Raw genomic sequence first — 14,831 nt, 5'->3', positions numbered from 1 at the left:
GCGCCACCCAACCCCACTGACTCGCAGCTCAGGCCGTCTTGAGCGCCCATAACGGCCTTACCTGCCAGTCAGTTGGGGGATGACTCGGGTTCGTAGCCGATCAGCCAGTGCAGTCCGTGCCGGTCCACCACCTGGCCGTCGGAGGCACCCCAGGGCTTCGGGCCCAGCGGGTCCACCACGCGTCCGCCGTCGGCCAGCCGGTCGAACCACCGGTGCAGGACCGCGGGCTCGGCCGTCCCCAACAGCGAGAGCATCAGCCCCTCGCACCGGACGGTGGCTTCACCCTCGGCCGCGTCGGAGCCGGCCAGGCGCACGTCCCCCCTCAGCTCACCGTGGGCGATCGCATCAGCCGGCCCGTCGGTGCGGTTGAACTGCTCATAGGTGAACAAGGCCAGGTCACCGCCGAAGACATCGGCGTAGAACCCGAGAGCCTCGCGCGCGGTACCGGGGAAACTCACGTAGATCTGGAGGGCCGTCATGCGCACAGCCTACACAGCGCCGCACGGCCACGGGTGGCAGGGATCACCAGTGACATCCGTAACCTTTTCCCCCATTCGCGATCCATCTGACATACTCTGTATGTGATGTGGCGCACAGCTACCGTGCGGCGTCGCTGGCTACTCCTCGGCTTCGGCCGGGGAGCAGGCGCAAGACTCACAACTGAATAAAAAGACCATTCACAACGGATCGTCCGGCACGTACCTGCCGGTGAAGGGATTGAAAACTGTGGCAACAGTTACTTTTGACAACGCAACGCGGCTCTACCCGGGCACCGAAAAGCCCGCGGTCGACAAGCTGAACATCGAAATCGCCGACGGCGAGTTCCTGGTTCTCGTCGGCCCCTCGGGCTGCGGCAAGTCCACCTCCCTGCGCATGCTCGCAGGCCTGGAAGACGTCAACTCCGGCCGCATCCTGATCGGTGACCGCGACGTCACCGATATGCCGCCCAAGGACCGCGACATCGCTATGGTGTTCCAGAACTACGCCCTGTACCCGCACATGACCGTCGCGGACAACATGGGCTTCGCCCTCAAGATCGCGGGCGTCAGCAAGGAAGAGCGGGCCGAGCGTGTCCGCGAAGCCGCCAAGCTGCTGGACCTCGAGCCGTACCTGGACCGCAAGCCGAAGGCCCTCTCCGGCGGTCAGCGCCAGCGCGTCGCCATGGGCCGCGCGATCGTCCGTAACCCGCAGGTCTTCCTGATGGACGAGCCGCTCTCCAACCTCGACGCCAAACTCCGCGTCCAGACCCGCACCCAGATCGCGTCGCTGACCCGCCGCCTGGGCGTCACCACCGTCTACGTCACCCACGACCAGGTCGAGGCCATGACCATGGGCGACCGCGTCGCCGTCCTCAAGGACGGCCTGCTGATGCAGGTGGACACCCCGCGCAACCTCTACGACAAGCCGAAGAACGTCTTCGTCGCCGGCTTCATCGGCTCCCCCGCCATGAACCTGCTGGAACTGCCCGTCGTCGACGGCGGCGTGCAGTTCGGCGGAACCGTCTACCCGGTGCCGCGCGATGTCCTCGAGGACGCCTCCGGCTCCACCGTCACGCTGGGCAGCCGACCCGAGGACCTGGAGACCGCCAGCCAGGGCGAGGGCCTGCAGGTTGAGGTCGACGTCGTCGAGGAACTCGGCGCCGACGCCTACGTCTACGGCCACACCACGCTCGACGGCAAGGACCACGACATCGTGGCCCGCGTCGACGGCCGCCGCCCGCCGATGAAGGGGGAGACCATCTGGGTCCGCCCGCAGTCCGGCCATGTGCACCTGTTCGACACCAAGACCGGCGAGCGCCTCGGCGACTAACGCAGTCTTATCCGACGGCGGTCCTCCTGCGGGAGGGCCGCCGTCGGCCGTTAACCGCCCCGTGGTTAGGCGCGCCGCCGGCGGGTGCGGGAGAATTGCCCCATGACCGAGGAGAACCGCATGAGCGAGGACAACGGTGCCCAGTGGCACGACGAACCCACTGACTACGGCCAGATCGGCAAGCTGCCCCGGTACGTGCCCGCGAGCGCCAATGACGACAAGGCGATCTCCAGCTCGCTGAGCATCACCGCGGCCGCCACCGAGCCGGAGCTGCTGGACCTGCCCTGGCACATCGCCCTCGAGGACTGGCCCGCAGAATACCTGGCCGCACTCCCCCGCGGCATCTCCCGGCACATCGTCCGGTTCGCGCACCTGGGCGGCTCGGTCATCGCCATCAAGGAAACCTCCGAGCACATCGCCCGGCACGAGTACCACATGCTCCGCAAGCTGGCCCGGCTGGATGTCCCCTGCGTGGAGCCGGTGGCGGTCATCACCGGCCGCACCACCCCGGACGGCAAACCCCTGAACCCCGTGCTGGTGACCCGGCACCTGAAGTTCTCCATGCCCTACCGCGCCCTGTTCTCACAGATGCTGCGCAAGGACACCCTCACCCGCCTGATCGACGCCCAGGCCCTGCTGCTGGTCCGCCTGCACCTGATCGGCTTCTACTGGGGCGATGTGTCCCTCTCGAACACCCTGTTCCGCCGCGACGCCGGCGCCTTCGCCGCCTACCTGGTGGATGCCGAGACCGGCGAGCTGTACCCGGACCTGTCCACCGGCCAGCGCGAGTACGACCTGGAAATCGCCCGGGTCAACATTGCCGGGGAACTGATGGACCTGCTCGACGGCGGGCTGATCGAGGAGAAGGTGGACCCCGTGGCCACCAGCGAGCTGATCATGGAGAGCTACCGCCGGCTCTGGACCGAGCTGACGGAGAAGGAATCCTTCGAGGTCGGCGAGCGCTGGCGGGTGGCCGCCCGCATCCGGCGGCTCAACGAACTCGGCTTCGACGTCGAGGAATACGCGATCAAGACCACCCAGAACGGTTCCACCATCCAGCTCCAGCCCAAGGTGGTCGACGCCGGCCACCACCAGCGCCGGCTGCTGCGGCTCACCGGCCTGGACGCCCAGGAGAACCAGGCCCGCCGGCTGCTGAACGACATGGACTCCTTCCGCGCGGACAACAACCCCGGCATGGACGAGGAGTACAGCGCCCACCTGTGGGTCAGCCAGATCTTCGAGCCGATCGTCCGCGCCATCCCCCGCGACCTGTCCGGGAAACTCGAACCCGCGGAGGCCGTGCACGAGATCCTGGAGCACCGCTGGTACATGTCCGAGAAGGAAAACCGGCACATCCCGCTGGCCGAGGCCGTGCAGTCCTACATCGACTCCGAGCTGCGGCACCGGCGCGACGAGGCCGCGATCATGCTGAACCCGGACACCGAGCTGCTCAAGATCCTGGAGGTCGAGACTGAGGAGTCCCGCTACGACGGCGACGAGACGGAGGAAGACGAGTACCCGGACGCGGACGACTAGGCCGGTTGCAGCACAGCCGGGCTAAATGGCCTTGCCGGGGTTCAGGATCCCGGCCGGGTCGAAGAGTTCCTTGATCCGGTACTGCAACTCGCGGACCGGTTCCTTCTGCTCCAGGCCCAGCCAGCGCAGCTTGTACTGGCCCACGCCGTGCTCGCCGGTGATGGTGCCGCCCATCGCGAGGGCCACGGTCACCGACTCGTCCAGGGCGGCGCCCAGCCGTTCCATCGCGCCGGGGTCCACGCCGTCGCCGTCCCGGTCCACCCAGAACGTGGGGTGCAGGTTGCCGTCTCCGGCGTGCGCCACCACCTTGAGCTGGACCTCGTGCCGGGCCGCCATCGCCTCGAGTTCGGCCACGTAATCCACCAGGCGGGAGCGCGGGACGGCGACGTCCTCGCCCACCCGGTATTCGTCATCGACCTCGGCGCCGCGGCTGTGCCGGCGTAGCTCCACCAGGGCCTCGGCTTCCGCGTCCGCCTCCGTGGTCACCACCGCGCCGCCGGCGGCCAGCAGCGGCCGGATGGCGGCGGCCTCGGCGGCGGCGCCGAAGCCGTCCGTCTGGAGCAGCAGCAGCGAGGCGCCCCGGGCCGAGAGGGTCGAGCCGTGTATGGCGTCGAGCTGGGCGAGGGTGCCGCTGTCCAGCAGTTCCATGATGGCGGGCTGTACCCGGGCCTTGCCCACGGCCAGCACCCCGGCCGCGGCGCTGCGGAAGTCCGGGTAGAACGCGGCGATGGTGTGCACCTCGCGCGGGAGGTATTTGAGTCGGACGGTGATCCCCACGACGATCCCGAGGGTCCCCTCGGAGCCCACAAACAGCCCCGTGAGGTCGTAGCCGGCCACACCCTTGAACGTCTGGTGTCCGGTGTGGATCAGGGTACCGTCCGCCAGGACGACGTCGAGGGCCAGCACCGAGTCCCGCGTTACCCCGTACTTGGCGCAGCGCAGGCCCCCGGCGTTGGTGGCGACGTTGCCGCCGATCGTGGAGCTGCGGTAGCTGGCCGGGTCCGGCGCGTACATGAGGCCGTGGACGGCGGCGGCCGCGTTGAGGTCCGCGTTGACGACGCCGGGTTCGACGACGGCGGTCTCGTCATCGGGGTTCAGGTCCAGGATGCGGTTCATCTTCTCCAGGCTGAGGACAACGCAGCCCTCGCTGGCGTGGGCTCCGCCGGAGACGCCGGTGCCGGCGCCGCGGGCCACGAGCGGAACCCGGCGGGCGGCGCAGGCCCGGACCACGGCCTGCACGTCCTCGACCGACGCGGCGAAGACCACGGCCTGCGGCAACTGGTAGTCCAGCACGGGGGCCTGGTCCACGGCATAGGCGGCGAGCGCAGGATCCTCCGTCACGACCTTGTCCGCCCCCAGGGCCGCCGTCAGATCCCCAATAATGCCGCGCATGTGCCGCTCCCGTTCGCCGTTGAACCCGCCCTGTGTCGGACCCAGTCTAGGCGCCCGGGACGGCAACCCCAGGCAGCACCCATATCCCCGCCGCCGGGCCGGCGGAGCGCAGCCGCGGCTGGGCGTCACGGGCCACGTCGCCGGGAGCTAACCTGCCGGCATCATCGAACACCAACTCCCCGACGACGAGCGCGGGGGCACCGGCCAGGCCCTTCCACTGTGCGGCGGTCAGAAGTGCCCGGTCGAATCCAGCGTCGGCGGCGGCCCGGGTGACGGCCACCAGCACCGTGGCCCCGGCGGTTTCGCGGATGAAGGCCAGCACGTCGCCATCGGCGTAGAGCCAGCGGATGCCGCCGGCGGTGAGCGCGGGCTGGTCCCGGCGCAGCCCGGACAAAGCGGCGTACAGGCCGCGAAGGTCGTGCCGGACCCGGTCGGGTCGGTCCCAGGGCATGGGGGTCCGGGAGAACTCGCCGTTGTCCCCGGTGAGCCCGAATTCGTCGCCGGCGAAGAGCACCGGCACGCCGGGCAGGGTGAACATCAGCACCGCGCCCAGCTGCTGGCCGCCGTCGACCATGGCGGTGGCCGCGCGGGCGGTGTCGTGACTGTTCAGCGCGTTCATGTTCTGCCGGCGGACGTCCCAGCTGAACGCGGCCGCCAGGTCCTGGTGGGTGGCGAGGAACTCGGCGGCATCGATCCGGCCGGGGCCCGGCAGCGGCGTGCCGAAGAAGTTCACGTGCCGGGCCTCGCCGGCCAGCCAGGCCCAGAGCGGGCGGGTGAAATTCGAGTAGGTCATGGCGCCGTGCCAGTGCTCGCCGCTGAAGTCCGGGGCCGCGTCGTTGGTCGACTCGGCCAGCAGCGCCGCATCCGGGTTAATGCCGCGGACCCGGTCCGCGATCAGCCGGGCCACATCCTGGTTGAGATCCGTCGCGCCGAGCCGTCCGGTCATGTTGCCGACGTCGATCCGCCAGCCGTCCAGGTTGAACGGCGGCAGCAGCCAGCGCGCCACCGGCGAGTCCTCATCCCGGACGAACGCGTCACGCAGCGCCTCGGAGGACCAGTTGAGCTTCGGCAGCGAGGGCACGCCGTACCAGGCCTCGTAGTTGCTGTGGTCCGGGGAGAAGTAGTAGTAGTCCGCCTCGGGCGCGTCCGGGCCGGCCAGGGCGTTCCGGAACCATTCGTGGGCGTCGCCGGAGTGGTTGGCGGTGAGGTCGCCCATCACCTTGAGGCCCCGGGCGTGCGCCGCCTCCACGAGGTCCACCAGCGCCTGGTCCCCGCCGAGGAGCGGGTCCACGGTGGCGAAGGTGGCCGCGTCGTAGCGGTGGTTGGAGCGGGCCGGGAAGAACGGGGTGAGGTAGATGATGTCCGCCCCGAGCGCCTGGATGTGGTCCAGCCGTTCGGTGATGCCGGGCAAGTCGCCGCCGTAGAACTGGTACGGCGTCACCGCCGAGGCGCCCTCCACCGGAGTGGTGTGCCAGTCCGAGGGGACGGCCCAGTCCGGTGCCGGGTGCGTGTCCGCCTGCGCGGAACGGGCGAACCGGTCCGGGAAGACCTGGTACATGGTCCCGGTCCGCAGCCAGTCCGGCCCTGCCGGGTAGGTGCCCAGCCGGAAGTCGGCGTAGTCGGAGACGTCCCGGCCGAAGAGGCCCTGGGCGTTCAGCTGCCAGTTCCGGCCGCCGGCCTCGATCAGGAATCGGTAGCGGAGGACGGGGTTGGTGGCCGTCGTCGCCGCCTCCCACCACGCCCACCCGTCGGCGCGCCCGAGGAGGTCGCAGGGATCGTAGCGTGGTTCCCCGTCGTGCAGGGAGCGGAGCCAGACCCGGGACGCCTCGCCCCACCCGACGGGGATCCGGAGCCGCAGCCGAACCGGGCCGCCGCGCTCCACGCCGTCCGGAGCGTGGAGCGCGGACCCGTCGTGGTGCGGCAGGAGCCCGGCGGCAGCGGCGCCGGACACCCTAGCCCTTGACCGAGCCGGCCGTGAGGCCGCTGACGATGTAGCGCTGCAGGTAGAGGAACAGGGCCATGACCGGCAGGGCCGAGATCACGGCGCCGGCGGCGAAGACGCCCCAGTTCTCCGAGCGCTGCTGGGCGACGAAGGAGTAGAGGCCGACGGCGAGGGTCTGGCTGTCCGGGTCGGTCAGCACCACGGAGGCGATGACGAACTCGCCGGAGATGGCGATGTAGGTCAGGAGACCCACGACGGCCAGGATCGGGGTGACCAGGCGCATGATGATGCCGAAGAAGATCTGAGTGTGGCTGGCGCCGTCGATCTTGGCCGCCTCGTCCAGGGACTGCGGCACGGTGTTGAAGAACCCGTACATCAGATAGGTGTTCACGCCCAGGGCGCCGCCCAGGTAGACCATGATCAGGCCCAGCTGGCTGCCCAGCCCCAGGGCCGGGATGACCTCGGAGATGCCGCTGAGGAGCAGGAAGATCGCGACGACGGCGAGCAGCTGCGGGAACATCTGCAGCAGCAGCAGGCTCAGCAGCCCCACCCGACGGCCGGTGAAACGCATCCGGGAGAAAGCGTAGGCCGCCATGGCGCCGAGGAACACGGTGGCCGCGGAGGTGATGCCGCCGACCACCAGGGTGTTCAGGAACCAGCGGGCGAAGGGCCGGGACGGGATGTTGAACAGGGCGGTGAAATTGCCGAAGTCGATCTTGCTGAACAGGGCGTTGGATCCCACCAGGGTGCCGGTGGAGTTCAGCGCGGCGGAGAGCACGTAAAGGAGCGGGAAGATCGCGAAGATGGTGACGGCGATGCCCACCAGGTGGCGCCAGCCCTTGTCCGCGAACCAGACGCCGAAGGGGCGGCGGCGGTGCAGGGACTTGAGGCGTTCGACGTCGGCGGCGGTGGCGCGGGCTGCCTCCCCCGTTGCCGGCTCCGCCGTCGTCCCGGTGGCCTGGTCCGTCGGGGTCGCCGACGATGCGGTGCGCGATGCTGGCCCGTTCATGAGTTCACGTCCTCGAGTGCCTTGGTCTGCTTGAAGCTGATGGCCGATACGGTGGCCACGATGATGAAGATGATGATGGCAAGGGCGCTGGCCAGTCCGTAGTCGCGGCCGGTGCCCTGCCCGAAGGCCACCTTGTAGACCAGGGTGATCAGGATGTCCGTGGCGCCGATGTCCCGTGTGGTGTCCGCGAAGCGCGGGCCGCCGCCGGTGAGCATGAAGATGACGTTGAAGTTGTTGAAGTTGAACGCAAAGGACGAGATCAGCAGCGGGGCGATCGAGACCAGCAGCAGCGGCAGCTTGATCGAGCGGAACACCCGCCAGGCGCTGGCGCCGTCCATCCGGGCAGCCTCGTCCAGTTCGGAGGGCAGGGACTGCAACGCGCCGGTGCAGACCAGGAACATGTACGGGTAGCCGAGCCAGAGGTTGACCACCAGGACGCTGATCTTGGCCAGCACCGGATCCGTCAGCCAGCCGATATGGGCGCCGCCCAGGAGGGTCTGGTTCAGCCAGCCGAACTCCGGGTTGAGGATGCCGGACCAGACCAGGCCGGTGAGGAAGGCGGGGAAGGCATAGGGCAGGATCATCAGGATCCGGTAGACCTTCTTGCCCTTGAGGTCCTCGCGGTTGAAGGCGATGGCCAGGAACAGGCCCAGGGCGAAGGTCAGCGCCACGGAGGCAATGGCGAAGGTGAAGGTCCAGAGAATGACGCCCAAGAGCGGCCCGCGCAGGCTCGGGTCGGTGAAGGCGCGGGAGAAGTTTTCGAAGCCGACGTCGATCTTCCAGCCGGTGGACAGCGTCTGCCCGTCGGCCGCGGCGAAGGCGCCCTTGCCGTTGTCGCGGTAGACGGCCCCGCTGTCCGTGTCCGTGAAGGTGTCCGCGCCGGCGTCGTACTTCAGCGAGGGCTTGAACTGATAGGCGTTGCTGCCGTCCGCGGTGCGCAGTGTTCCGTCGGCCGGGTCGGCGGAGACGGGGACGGTGAGGGCCAGGATCTTCTGCTGGTTGGCGACGATCTCCTGGAAGTTCAGGGTCTGGTAGCCGTCCAGGGACTTGGCCTTGCCGGTGGAGTCCTTGACCGCGCCGGCGGCGTCCTCAAGGGGCTTGTCCGTGCTGCCGAGGGAGACCTTGCCGGCCGGGTCTGTGAAGAGCAGGTAGAACGAATCGCCCTTGGCCAGGACCGAGGTCTTATAAGCCGGGGAGTCCGGGACGCGCTTCTGGGCGGTGAGCTGGATGGCGGCGATCGCGTCATCCTTGGTGCTGTTGTGCCCGTCGCCGTAGTTGGTGAAGGCGATGTAGCCGCTGAAGACCACCACGAAGACCTGGAAGATGAGCAGGAACAGGACGCCGGGTGCCAGGTATTTGGCCGGAAGTCCGCCCTTGCGCAGGTAGATCCAGTTGATCGCCAGGACCACGACGGCGGAGACCACCAGGACGGTCCAGGAGTGACTGAGGAACAGCATGGTCAGGACGAAGACGGCCAGCGCATCGACCAGGCCCAGCAGGACGATCTTGGCGATGACGCCCTTGGTCCCGTCCGGGGAGGTGCGGCGGCGGGCTGACCCGGCCTGCCGTCCCGTTCGCTTGCCCGTGCGGGTTCCCGCGCCCGGGGCTGGCGGTGCGGCGGAGGGGTCGGTGCCCTCGCGGAGTTCTGTATCTGGCATGGCTCTTCAGTCCTTGGGAGAAGCAGGGTGATGCAGGAACGGGCCGGGCGGTGTGGTGCCGCCTGGCCCGGAGCTGTCCGGATCCCTCCGCCGCGCCTAAGCGCGGCGGCGGGATCCGGCGCGGGGGCTAGCCCCCGATCTTGGTCTTGATGCTGGCAGCCATCTTGGCCCAATCGGCGGCCGGGTCGCCCTGGCCCTTGATCAAGGACAGTTCGGTTGCACCCCAGTCAGCCCAGACGGCGCTCATTTCCGGGATGGCCGGCATCGGGACGCCGGTGGCGCCGATCTTGCCGAAGGCCGCGACGACCGGGTCGCTGGCGGCCTTGTCGAAGGAGGCCTTCAGTGCCGGCGGGCGGCCGCCGGCCTTGTACATGGAGTCCTGGGCTGCCTCGGAGGTGAGGTAGTTGGTGACGAACTCGTTGGTGGCCAGGGCGTTGGCGCTCTTGGAGCTGATGAAGAAGCCGTTGACGCCGATGAACGGCTGCGCCGGCTGGTCGCCTGCGGTCGGCAGCGGGTCAACAGCGAACTTGATGCCCTTCTTCTGCACGTCCGGAACGTTCCACGGGCCGGTCAGGTAGTACGGGGACTCCCCGGCCAGGAACTTCTCCTTGGCGATATCACCGGTGATGTTGGAGTTGATGATCTTTTCGCCGGCGTCACCCCAGGCGGCGAGCTTCTTGGCGAACTCGACGCCGGCAGCGTCGCCGATGAGGAGCTGCTTGGGGTCGTAGCCGCCGTCGGCAGCCTTGCCGAAGACCTGCGAACCCATCGAGGACTGCAGCGGGTACAGGTGGTACGGGTCGCCCTGCTTGGGGTCCATGCCCACCAGGAACGGGAACTTGGCCTTGCCGTCGGCGACGGCCTTCTTGCCGTTGCTGATGACCTCGTCCATGGTCTTGGCGGAATCGGAGACGATTGCCGTGTTGCGCAGCAGTGCGATGTTCTCGATCGCGTACGGGACACCGTAAACCGAGCCGTTGTAGGTCATGGCCTTGATCGAGGAATCCTGGAAGGAGCCCTTCTTGTCGCCGAGTTCGACGGGGGCGATCACGCCGTTCTGGACGAACTTGCCTACCCAGTCGTGCGGTCCGACGATCAGGTCCGGGCCCTTGCCGGTGGGGACCTGGGTGATGAAGTCGTCACGGACGGCGGCGAAGTCCTTGACCACCAGTTTGACCTCGATGCCGGTGTCGGCCTGGAACTTGGCGGTGATGTCCTTCAGCGCCGGGGAGCGCTCGGCGTCGACCCACATGGTGATGGTGCTGGCACCGGAGGCCTTGAGGTCCGGCTTGGCCGTGGCGGACGGCGAGGCCGGGGAGGTGGCTGCCGCGCCGCCGCAGGCGCTGAGGGCCAGCGCGGCCACGACGGAGACGGCACCTGCCGTGAAAACCCGGCGGCTGGTGCCGGTGGTGAGGGTGTTCTGCACCTTCATTGGTGTCCCTTTCATAAAGATCCTGCATCCACACGTGAGGCCCGATCGGATCGAGTCGGGCCTGGTGGCATCGTCGGTGATGTGGCTCACAGCTGCAAGCGCTTCCAAGTTACACGCCGGTAGGTGGTTTGGGAAGTCGGTATTTGCCGGGCGTGTCGCGGGCGCCGGCCCCTCCGGCTGGCCCTTAGGGCTCCTTAGGCCGCCGATTAGCCCGGCGTTACAAGCAAATTCGCATTGCTACCCCGACGGAGGGGCCCCGGTGCCGGGAGAAGCGGGTGACCGAAACTTCTGGAAGCGTTTTCATTTCGGTGTCTTCGGCCTTACGATTACCGGCATGTCAGTTGATACAGTCCCAGCCTCCCTCGCCGGCCCGTTGACCCTGGTGCACGCCGCAGACCACACGCCCGGCTGGTGGCGGTCCGCCGTTATCTACCAGGTCTACCCCCGGTCCTTCCGCGACCTGAACGGCGACGGCGTGGGTGACCTCGCCGGGATCACGGCAGAGCTGCCGCAGCTCGCCGAACTGGATGTCGACGCCGTCTGGCTCTCCCCCTTCTACCGCTCCCCGCAGCGCGACGCCGGCTACGATGTCAGCGACTACTGCGACGTGGACCCGCTCTTCGGCACCTTGGACGACTTCGACGCCATGATGGCCGAGGCCAAGCGCTTGGGCCTGCGGATGATCGTGGACCTGGTGCCCAACCACTGCTCGGACCAGCACGCCGCGTTCCAGGCCGCCCTCGCCGCCCCGGCCGACGGCCCGGAGCGGGACATGTTCATCTTCCGCGACGGACTCGGCGAGTCCGGCGAGCTTCCCCCGAACAACTGGCAGTCGCACTTCGGCGGTCCGGCCTGGACCCGGATCACGGAGCCCGACGGCACGGCCGGCCAGTGGTACCTTCACCTTTTCGATTCCTCCCAGCCCGACTTCAACTGGGACAACGACGCCGTCCACGCCGAGTTCGAACGCGTCCTGCGGTTCTGGCTGGACCGTGGGGTCTCAGGCTTCCGCGTCGACGTCGCCCACGCCCTGGTCAAGGCCCCCGGCCTGCCGGCGTGGGGCGGCCGCGCCGACGGCAACAGCTCCGACGGCTTCCCCGGCCACGAGGCGCCGATGTTCGGCCAGCCGGCCCTGCACGACATCTACCGCGCCTGGCGCCGGATCCTGGCCGAATACGGTCCGGACCGGATCCTTTGCGCCGAGGCAAATGTGGACCCGCTCCCCCGGCTGGCCGACTGGGTCCGCCCCGACGAGATGCACCAGGCGTTCAACTTCCCGTACCTGCACGCCGGCCTGGACCCGCACCGCATGCGCCGCGTGGTGACCGAGTCCCTGAACGCCCTGGACGCCGTCGGCGCCCCGACCACCTGGGTGTTGTCCAACCACGACGTCGTCCGGCACGCCACCCGCTTCGGCTACGACGGCCCGGCACCCCGCGACGGCGACGGCATCGGTCCCGCCGATCCCCAGCCGAACGCCGAGCTCGGCCGCGCCCGCGCCGCCGCCGCCACGATGTTCATGCTGGGCCTGCCCGGCGGGGCATACCTCTACCAGGGCGAGGAACTCGGCCTGCCGGACGGCATCGACATCCCCGACCACCAGCGCCAGGACCCCACCTTCGGGCGGACCGGTGGCGAGCGGCTGGGCCGCGACGGTTGCCGTGTGCCGCTGCCGTGGCGGGCCGGCGAACCGAACAACGGCTTCGGCTCCGGCGCGGACCCGTGGCTGCCCCAGCCGGAAAGCTTCGGCGCCTTGGCCCGGGACACCCAGGCCGCTTCGCCGTCGTCGCATTTGAACCTTTACCGCAACATGCTCGCACTGCGCCGGCAGCTGCGCCTCGGCGAGGGCTCCCTGGCCTGGCTCGAGGACTGGTCCACGGACAGCTCGCTGGGCTACCTGAACGGCACCGTCGCGGTGCTGATGAATGTGGGTCACGAACCGCTCGACCTGCCCGCCGGAACCGTGCTGCTCCGCAGCTCCGCGGCTGCCGGCATGAACGTCCCGGAGCATCAGTTAGGCTCAGGGGAAACTGTTTGGCTGGAAATCTACATCGAGGACACGGAGAGCTGAAAATGCCCGGCATCAAGGACGTCGCGGAACGGGCCGGCCTCTCCATCGCCACCGTTTCACGCGCCTTGAGCGGCAAGGGCAACGTCTCTCCCCGCAGCCGCGCGCTGGCCCAGGCCGCGGCCGCGGAACTCGGGTTCGTCCTCTCCTACCATGCCTCCAGCCTGGCGTCCGGGCGGAACCACAACGTCGGCGTCGTGGTTCCGTCCGTGCACCGCTGGTTCTTCTCCGCGGTAGTGGAAGGCGTCTCGGCCACCCTGCTCGACGCCGGCTACGATCTCACGCTGTACAACGTCAGCGACGGCGAGGAGCGGCGGCACAGCGTCCTGAACGACTTCCTGCTGCGCAAGCGGGTGGACGCGGTCATTGCGGTGTCCCTGGAGCTCAGCGAGGCCGAAATCCAGCAGCTGCTGGCCATCCACCGCCCCATCGTTGGCATCGGCGGCCCCCTCCCCGGGGCTCCCACCATACGGATCAACGACTCTGCCCTGGCGGAGGCTGCCGCCCGGCACCTGATCCAGCTGGGGCACAGCCGGATTGCGCATATGACCGGAGACGCCGCCTACGACAAAGACTTCCGGCTGCCGGGCACCCGCCAGGCAGGTTTTACGGCGGCGATGCACGGTGCCGGCCTTCCCGTGCGGCCGGAGTGGCTGGTCTCCGCCGACTTCACCATCCAGGGCGCCTACGCCAGCGCCCGGCAACTGCTGGGGAGCTCGCCTGAGCGTCCGACGGCGGTGTTCGCCGCCTCGGATGAGATGGCGATCGGCACCATTCTCGCGGCCCGCGACTTCGGGCTCCGCGTTCCTGAGGATCTTTCGGTGATCGGCATCGACGGCCACGAGCTGGGCGAGGTCTTCGGCCTCACCACCATTGATCAGGATGCCCGCGGCCAGGGCGCCCTCGCGGTCCGTCGCCTCCTGGAAGGGCTGGAAGGCGGCAACGGGGAGCCTGCTGCCACGGACATGGAATACCCCACCCGGTTCGTCATCCGCTCCAGCACCGCCGTGCCCCCGGCGGACGCGTCTCCGCTGCACTAATCGTCTCAGCCGCACCAAGACCGCAGCTTGGCGTACGATCCTACCCGGTTACTCCCGCAGCCCTACCATTCGCTCAGCCGTAGAGGGCTGACCGCGGGCCTTCCGGGGCCCGATCCCGCACTTCCCTGCCGAGTAACTGGGGAGGAGCGTACATGACCGGGGGGCTAGCCCTGGTCGCCGCCCATGAAGCGGACATAGCGCTGCAGAATCATGGGCCAGAGGCCCTCGTACTCGTCACGGGTGGCTGCAGGGTGTTCGGCACCTTCCCAGCCGCTGTGAACCAGCCGGAGCTCGGTACCGCCCTCCACTGCACGGAACGCCACGCGGATCTCCGTCGACCACAACGCCTGGGTTCCGGGGTGCCAGCTGGCGTGGAAGGAGAGCGGCGGCTGCCAGTCGTCGATGGTACCCCAGATGGAGGTCCGACCGTCGTCAGCGGTCTCCAGGATCAGGCTTTCCTCGAATTCCACGTACGAGCCTGCCCCGTAGACGCCGTGCTCCTCGAGCGGCCACCACAGGTGCGTGTGCTCAGTGAAACCCACGAATGCCCTGGCGACGGCGCCGGGTACGACGACGGTGCACACCAGCGGGTCGAGGTCCTCGGAGGGCCCGGGCTCTGGGGCGGGCGTTGCGTGGCTGAAGAGGTTATCCATGGGCATCAACTCTACTAGGGCAGTCGATGCACCACCCCGTGCATACTCCCCCTTCCAGAGCCGGCTCAGCGGGGGGGCTCCTACGCCGTTGCTGCCGGCTCCAGAGCCGGCTCAACGGGAGGGGCTCCTACGTCGTTGCTGCTGTGGTCGTTAAAGAGCTCAGGCCCCGACACTGAGTGTCGGGGCCTGAGCCGCTAAATTATGTCCGGCGGTGACCTACTCTCCCACACCCTCCCGGGTGCAGTACCATCGGCGCTGTGGGTCTTAGCTTCCGGGTTCGGAATGGGACCGG

11 protein-coding genes and 1 rRNA gene are annotated in these 14,831 nt (G+C 68.7%); 4 read left to right on the top strand and 8 right to left on the bottom strand.

All coding sequences use genetic code 11. From position 1 onward, the window contains the following. Positions 1 to 68: 68 nt before the first annotated feature. Positions 69 to 479, bottom strand: coding sequence for a VOC family protein (locus tag ACFUCU_RS13310; protein ID WP_364138831.1), 411 nt, complete (start codon positions 477 to 479; stop codon positions 69 to 71). Between the two features lie 247 nt (positions 480 to 726). Between ACFUCU_RS13310 and ACFUCU_RS13305 the strand changes: the two genes are divergently transcribed. Together ACFUCU_RS13305 and ACFUCU_RS13300 are read left to right on the top strand one after the other, a co-directional pair. Continuing rightward, positions 727 to 1,809 (top strand): ABC transporter ATP-binding protein, encoded by a 1,083-nt coding sequence (locus ACFUCU_RS13305; protein ID WP_290258783.1) that lies wholly within the window; start codon positions 727 to 729, stop codon positions 1,807 to 1,809. Between the two features lie 120 nt (positions 1,810 to 1,929). Further along, positions 1,930 to 3,345, top strand: a complete 1,416-nt coding sequence (locus ACFUCU_RS13300) for a DUF4032 domain-containing protein (RefSeq protein WP_290258805.1) — start codon at positions 1,930 to 1,932, stop codon at positions 3,343 to 3,345. A gap of 21 nt (positions 3,346 to 3,366) precedes the next feature. Here the strand turns inward: ACFUCU_RS13300 and ACFUCU_RS13295 are convergent, their stop codons facing one another. The 5 genes from ACFUCU_RS13295 to ACFUCU_RS13275 all read right to left on the bottom strand — a co-directional run bounded on the left by ACFUCU_RS13295 (position 3,367) and on the right by ACFUCU_RS13275 (position 10,778). Beyond that, positions 3,367 to 4,737 carry an FAD-binding oxidoreductase gene (locus ACFUCU_RS13295; protein ID WP_377973048.1) on the bottom strand — a complete coding sequence of 457 codons (1,371 nt, stop codon included), beginning with the start codon at positions 4,735 to 4,737 and terminating at the stop codon, positions 3,367 to 3,369. A gap of 46 nt (positions 4,738 to 4,783) precedes the next feature. Continuing rightward, positions 4,784 to 6,688 carry a glycoside hydrolase family 13 protein gene (locus ACFUCU_RS13290; RefSeq protein ID WP_377973047.1) on the bottom strand — a complete coding sequence of 635 codons (1,905 nt, stop codon included), beginning with the start codon at positions 6,686 to 6,688 and terminating at the stop codon, positions 4,784 to 4,786. A gap of 1 nt (position 6,689) precedes the next feature. Next, complete coding sequence (locus tag ACFUCU_RS13285; protein ID WP_377973046.1) at positions 6,690 to 7,688, bottom strand: sugar ABC transporter permease; 999 nt, start codon at positions 7,686 to 7,688, stop codon at positions 6,690 to 6,692. Beyond that, on the bottom strand, positions 7,685 to 9,346 hold the full coding sequence (locus ACFUCU_RS13280; RefSeq protein ID WP_377973045.1) for an ABC transporter permease subunit: 1,662 nt from the start codon (positions 9,344 to 9,346) through the stop codon (positions 7,685 to 7,687). Before ACFUCU_RS13280 ends, ACFUCU_RS13285 begins: the two co-directional genes overlap by 4 nt. Before the next feature lie 127 nt (positions 9,347 to 9,473). After that, on the bottom strand, positions 9,474 to 10,778 hold the full coding sequence (locus ACFUCU_RS13275) for a maltose ABC transporter substrate-binding protein (RefSeq protein ID WP_290258788.1): 1,305 nt from the start codon (positions 10,776 to 10,778) through the stop codon (positions 9,474 to 9,476). Positions 10,779 to 11,112: 334 nt separating this feature from the next. Between ACFUCU_RS13275 and ACFUCU_RS13270 the strand changes: the two genes are divergently transcribed. Together ACFUCU_RS13270 and ACFUCU_RS13265 are read left to right on the top strand one after the other, a co-directional pair. Continuing rightward, positions 11,113 to 12,849, top strand: coding sequence for an alpha-amylase family glycosyl hydrolase (locus ACFUCU_RS13270; RefSeq protein WP_377973044.1), 1,737 nt, complete (start codon positions 11,113 to 11,115; stop codon positions 12,847 to 12,849). 2 nt (positions 12,850 to 12,851) lie between these two features. After that, positions 12,852 to 13,886 (top strand): LacI family DNA-binding transcriptional regulator, encoded by a 1,035-nt coding sequence (locus ACFUCU_RS13265; RefSeq protein WP_377973043.1) that lies wholly within the window; start codon positions 12,852 to 12,854, stop codon positions 13,884 to 13,886. Between the two features lie 164 nt (positions 13,887 to 14,050). On the opposite strand, the gene ACFUCU_RS13260 is transcribed toward ACFUCU_RS13265, so the two are convergent. Further along, positions 14,051 to 14,539: an SRPBCC domain-containing protein gene (locus ACFUCU_RS13260; RefSeq protein ID WP_377973042.1), complete on the bottom strand. Its 489-nt coding sequence runs from the start codon at positions 14,537 to 14,539 to the stop codon at positions 14,051 to 14,053. A 203-nt stretch (positions 14,540 to 14,742) separates the two neighbouring features. Further along, positions 14,743 to 14,831, bottom strand: a 5S ribosomal RNA gene (gene rrf / locus ACFUCU_RS13255); the annotation flags it as partial.

It is taken from the genome of Arthrobacter sp. NPDC057259, from assembly GCF_042668995.1.
In the GTDB taxonomy this organism is placed as follows: Bacteria; Actinomycetota; Actinomycetes; order Actinomycetales; family Micrococcaceae; genus Arthrobacter.
The sequence above is the reverse complement of the archived record's forward strand: the minus strand, read 5'-3'. Positions and strand labels throughout refer to the sequence as shown.

Coding starts and splice junctions, on each gene's coding strand:
- ACFUCU_RS13295 (WP_377973048.1), bottom strand. CDS start 4,737: ATGCGCGGCATTATTGGGGATCTGACGGCGGCCCTGGGGGCGGACAAG.
- ACFUCU_RS13270 (WP_377973044.1), top strand. CDS start 11,113: ATGTCAGTTGATACAGTCCCAGCCTCCCTCGCCGGCCCGTTGACCCTG.
- ACFUCU_RS13265 (WP_377973043.1), top strand. CDS start 12,852: ATGCCCGGCATCAAGGACGTCGCGGAACGGGCCGGCCTCTCCATCGCC.
- ACFUCU_RS13275 (WP_290258788.1), bottom strand. CDS start 10,778: ATGAAGGTGCAGAACACCCTCACCACCGGCACCAGCCGCCGGGTTTTC.
- ACFUCU_RS13260 (WP_377973042.1), bottom strand. CDS start 14,539: ATGGATAACCTCTTCAGCCACGCAACGCCCGCCCCAGAGCCCGGGCCC.
- ACFUCU_RS13285 (WP_377973046.1), bottom strand. CDS start 7,688: ATGAACGGGCCAGCATCGCGCACCGCATCGTCGGCGACCCCGACGGAC.
- ACFUCU_RS13310 (WP_364138831.1), bottom strand. CDS start 479: ATGACGGCCCTCCAGATCTACGTGAGTTTCCCCGGTACCGCGCGCGAG.
- ACFUCU_RS13300 (WP_290258805.1), top strand. CDS start 1,930: ATGAGCGAGGACAACGGTGCCCAGTGGCACGACGAACCCACTGACTAC.
- ACFUCU_RS13280 (WP_377973045.1), bottom strand. CDS start 9,346: ATGCCAGATACAGAACTCCGCGAGGGCACCGACCCCTCCGCCGCACCG.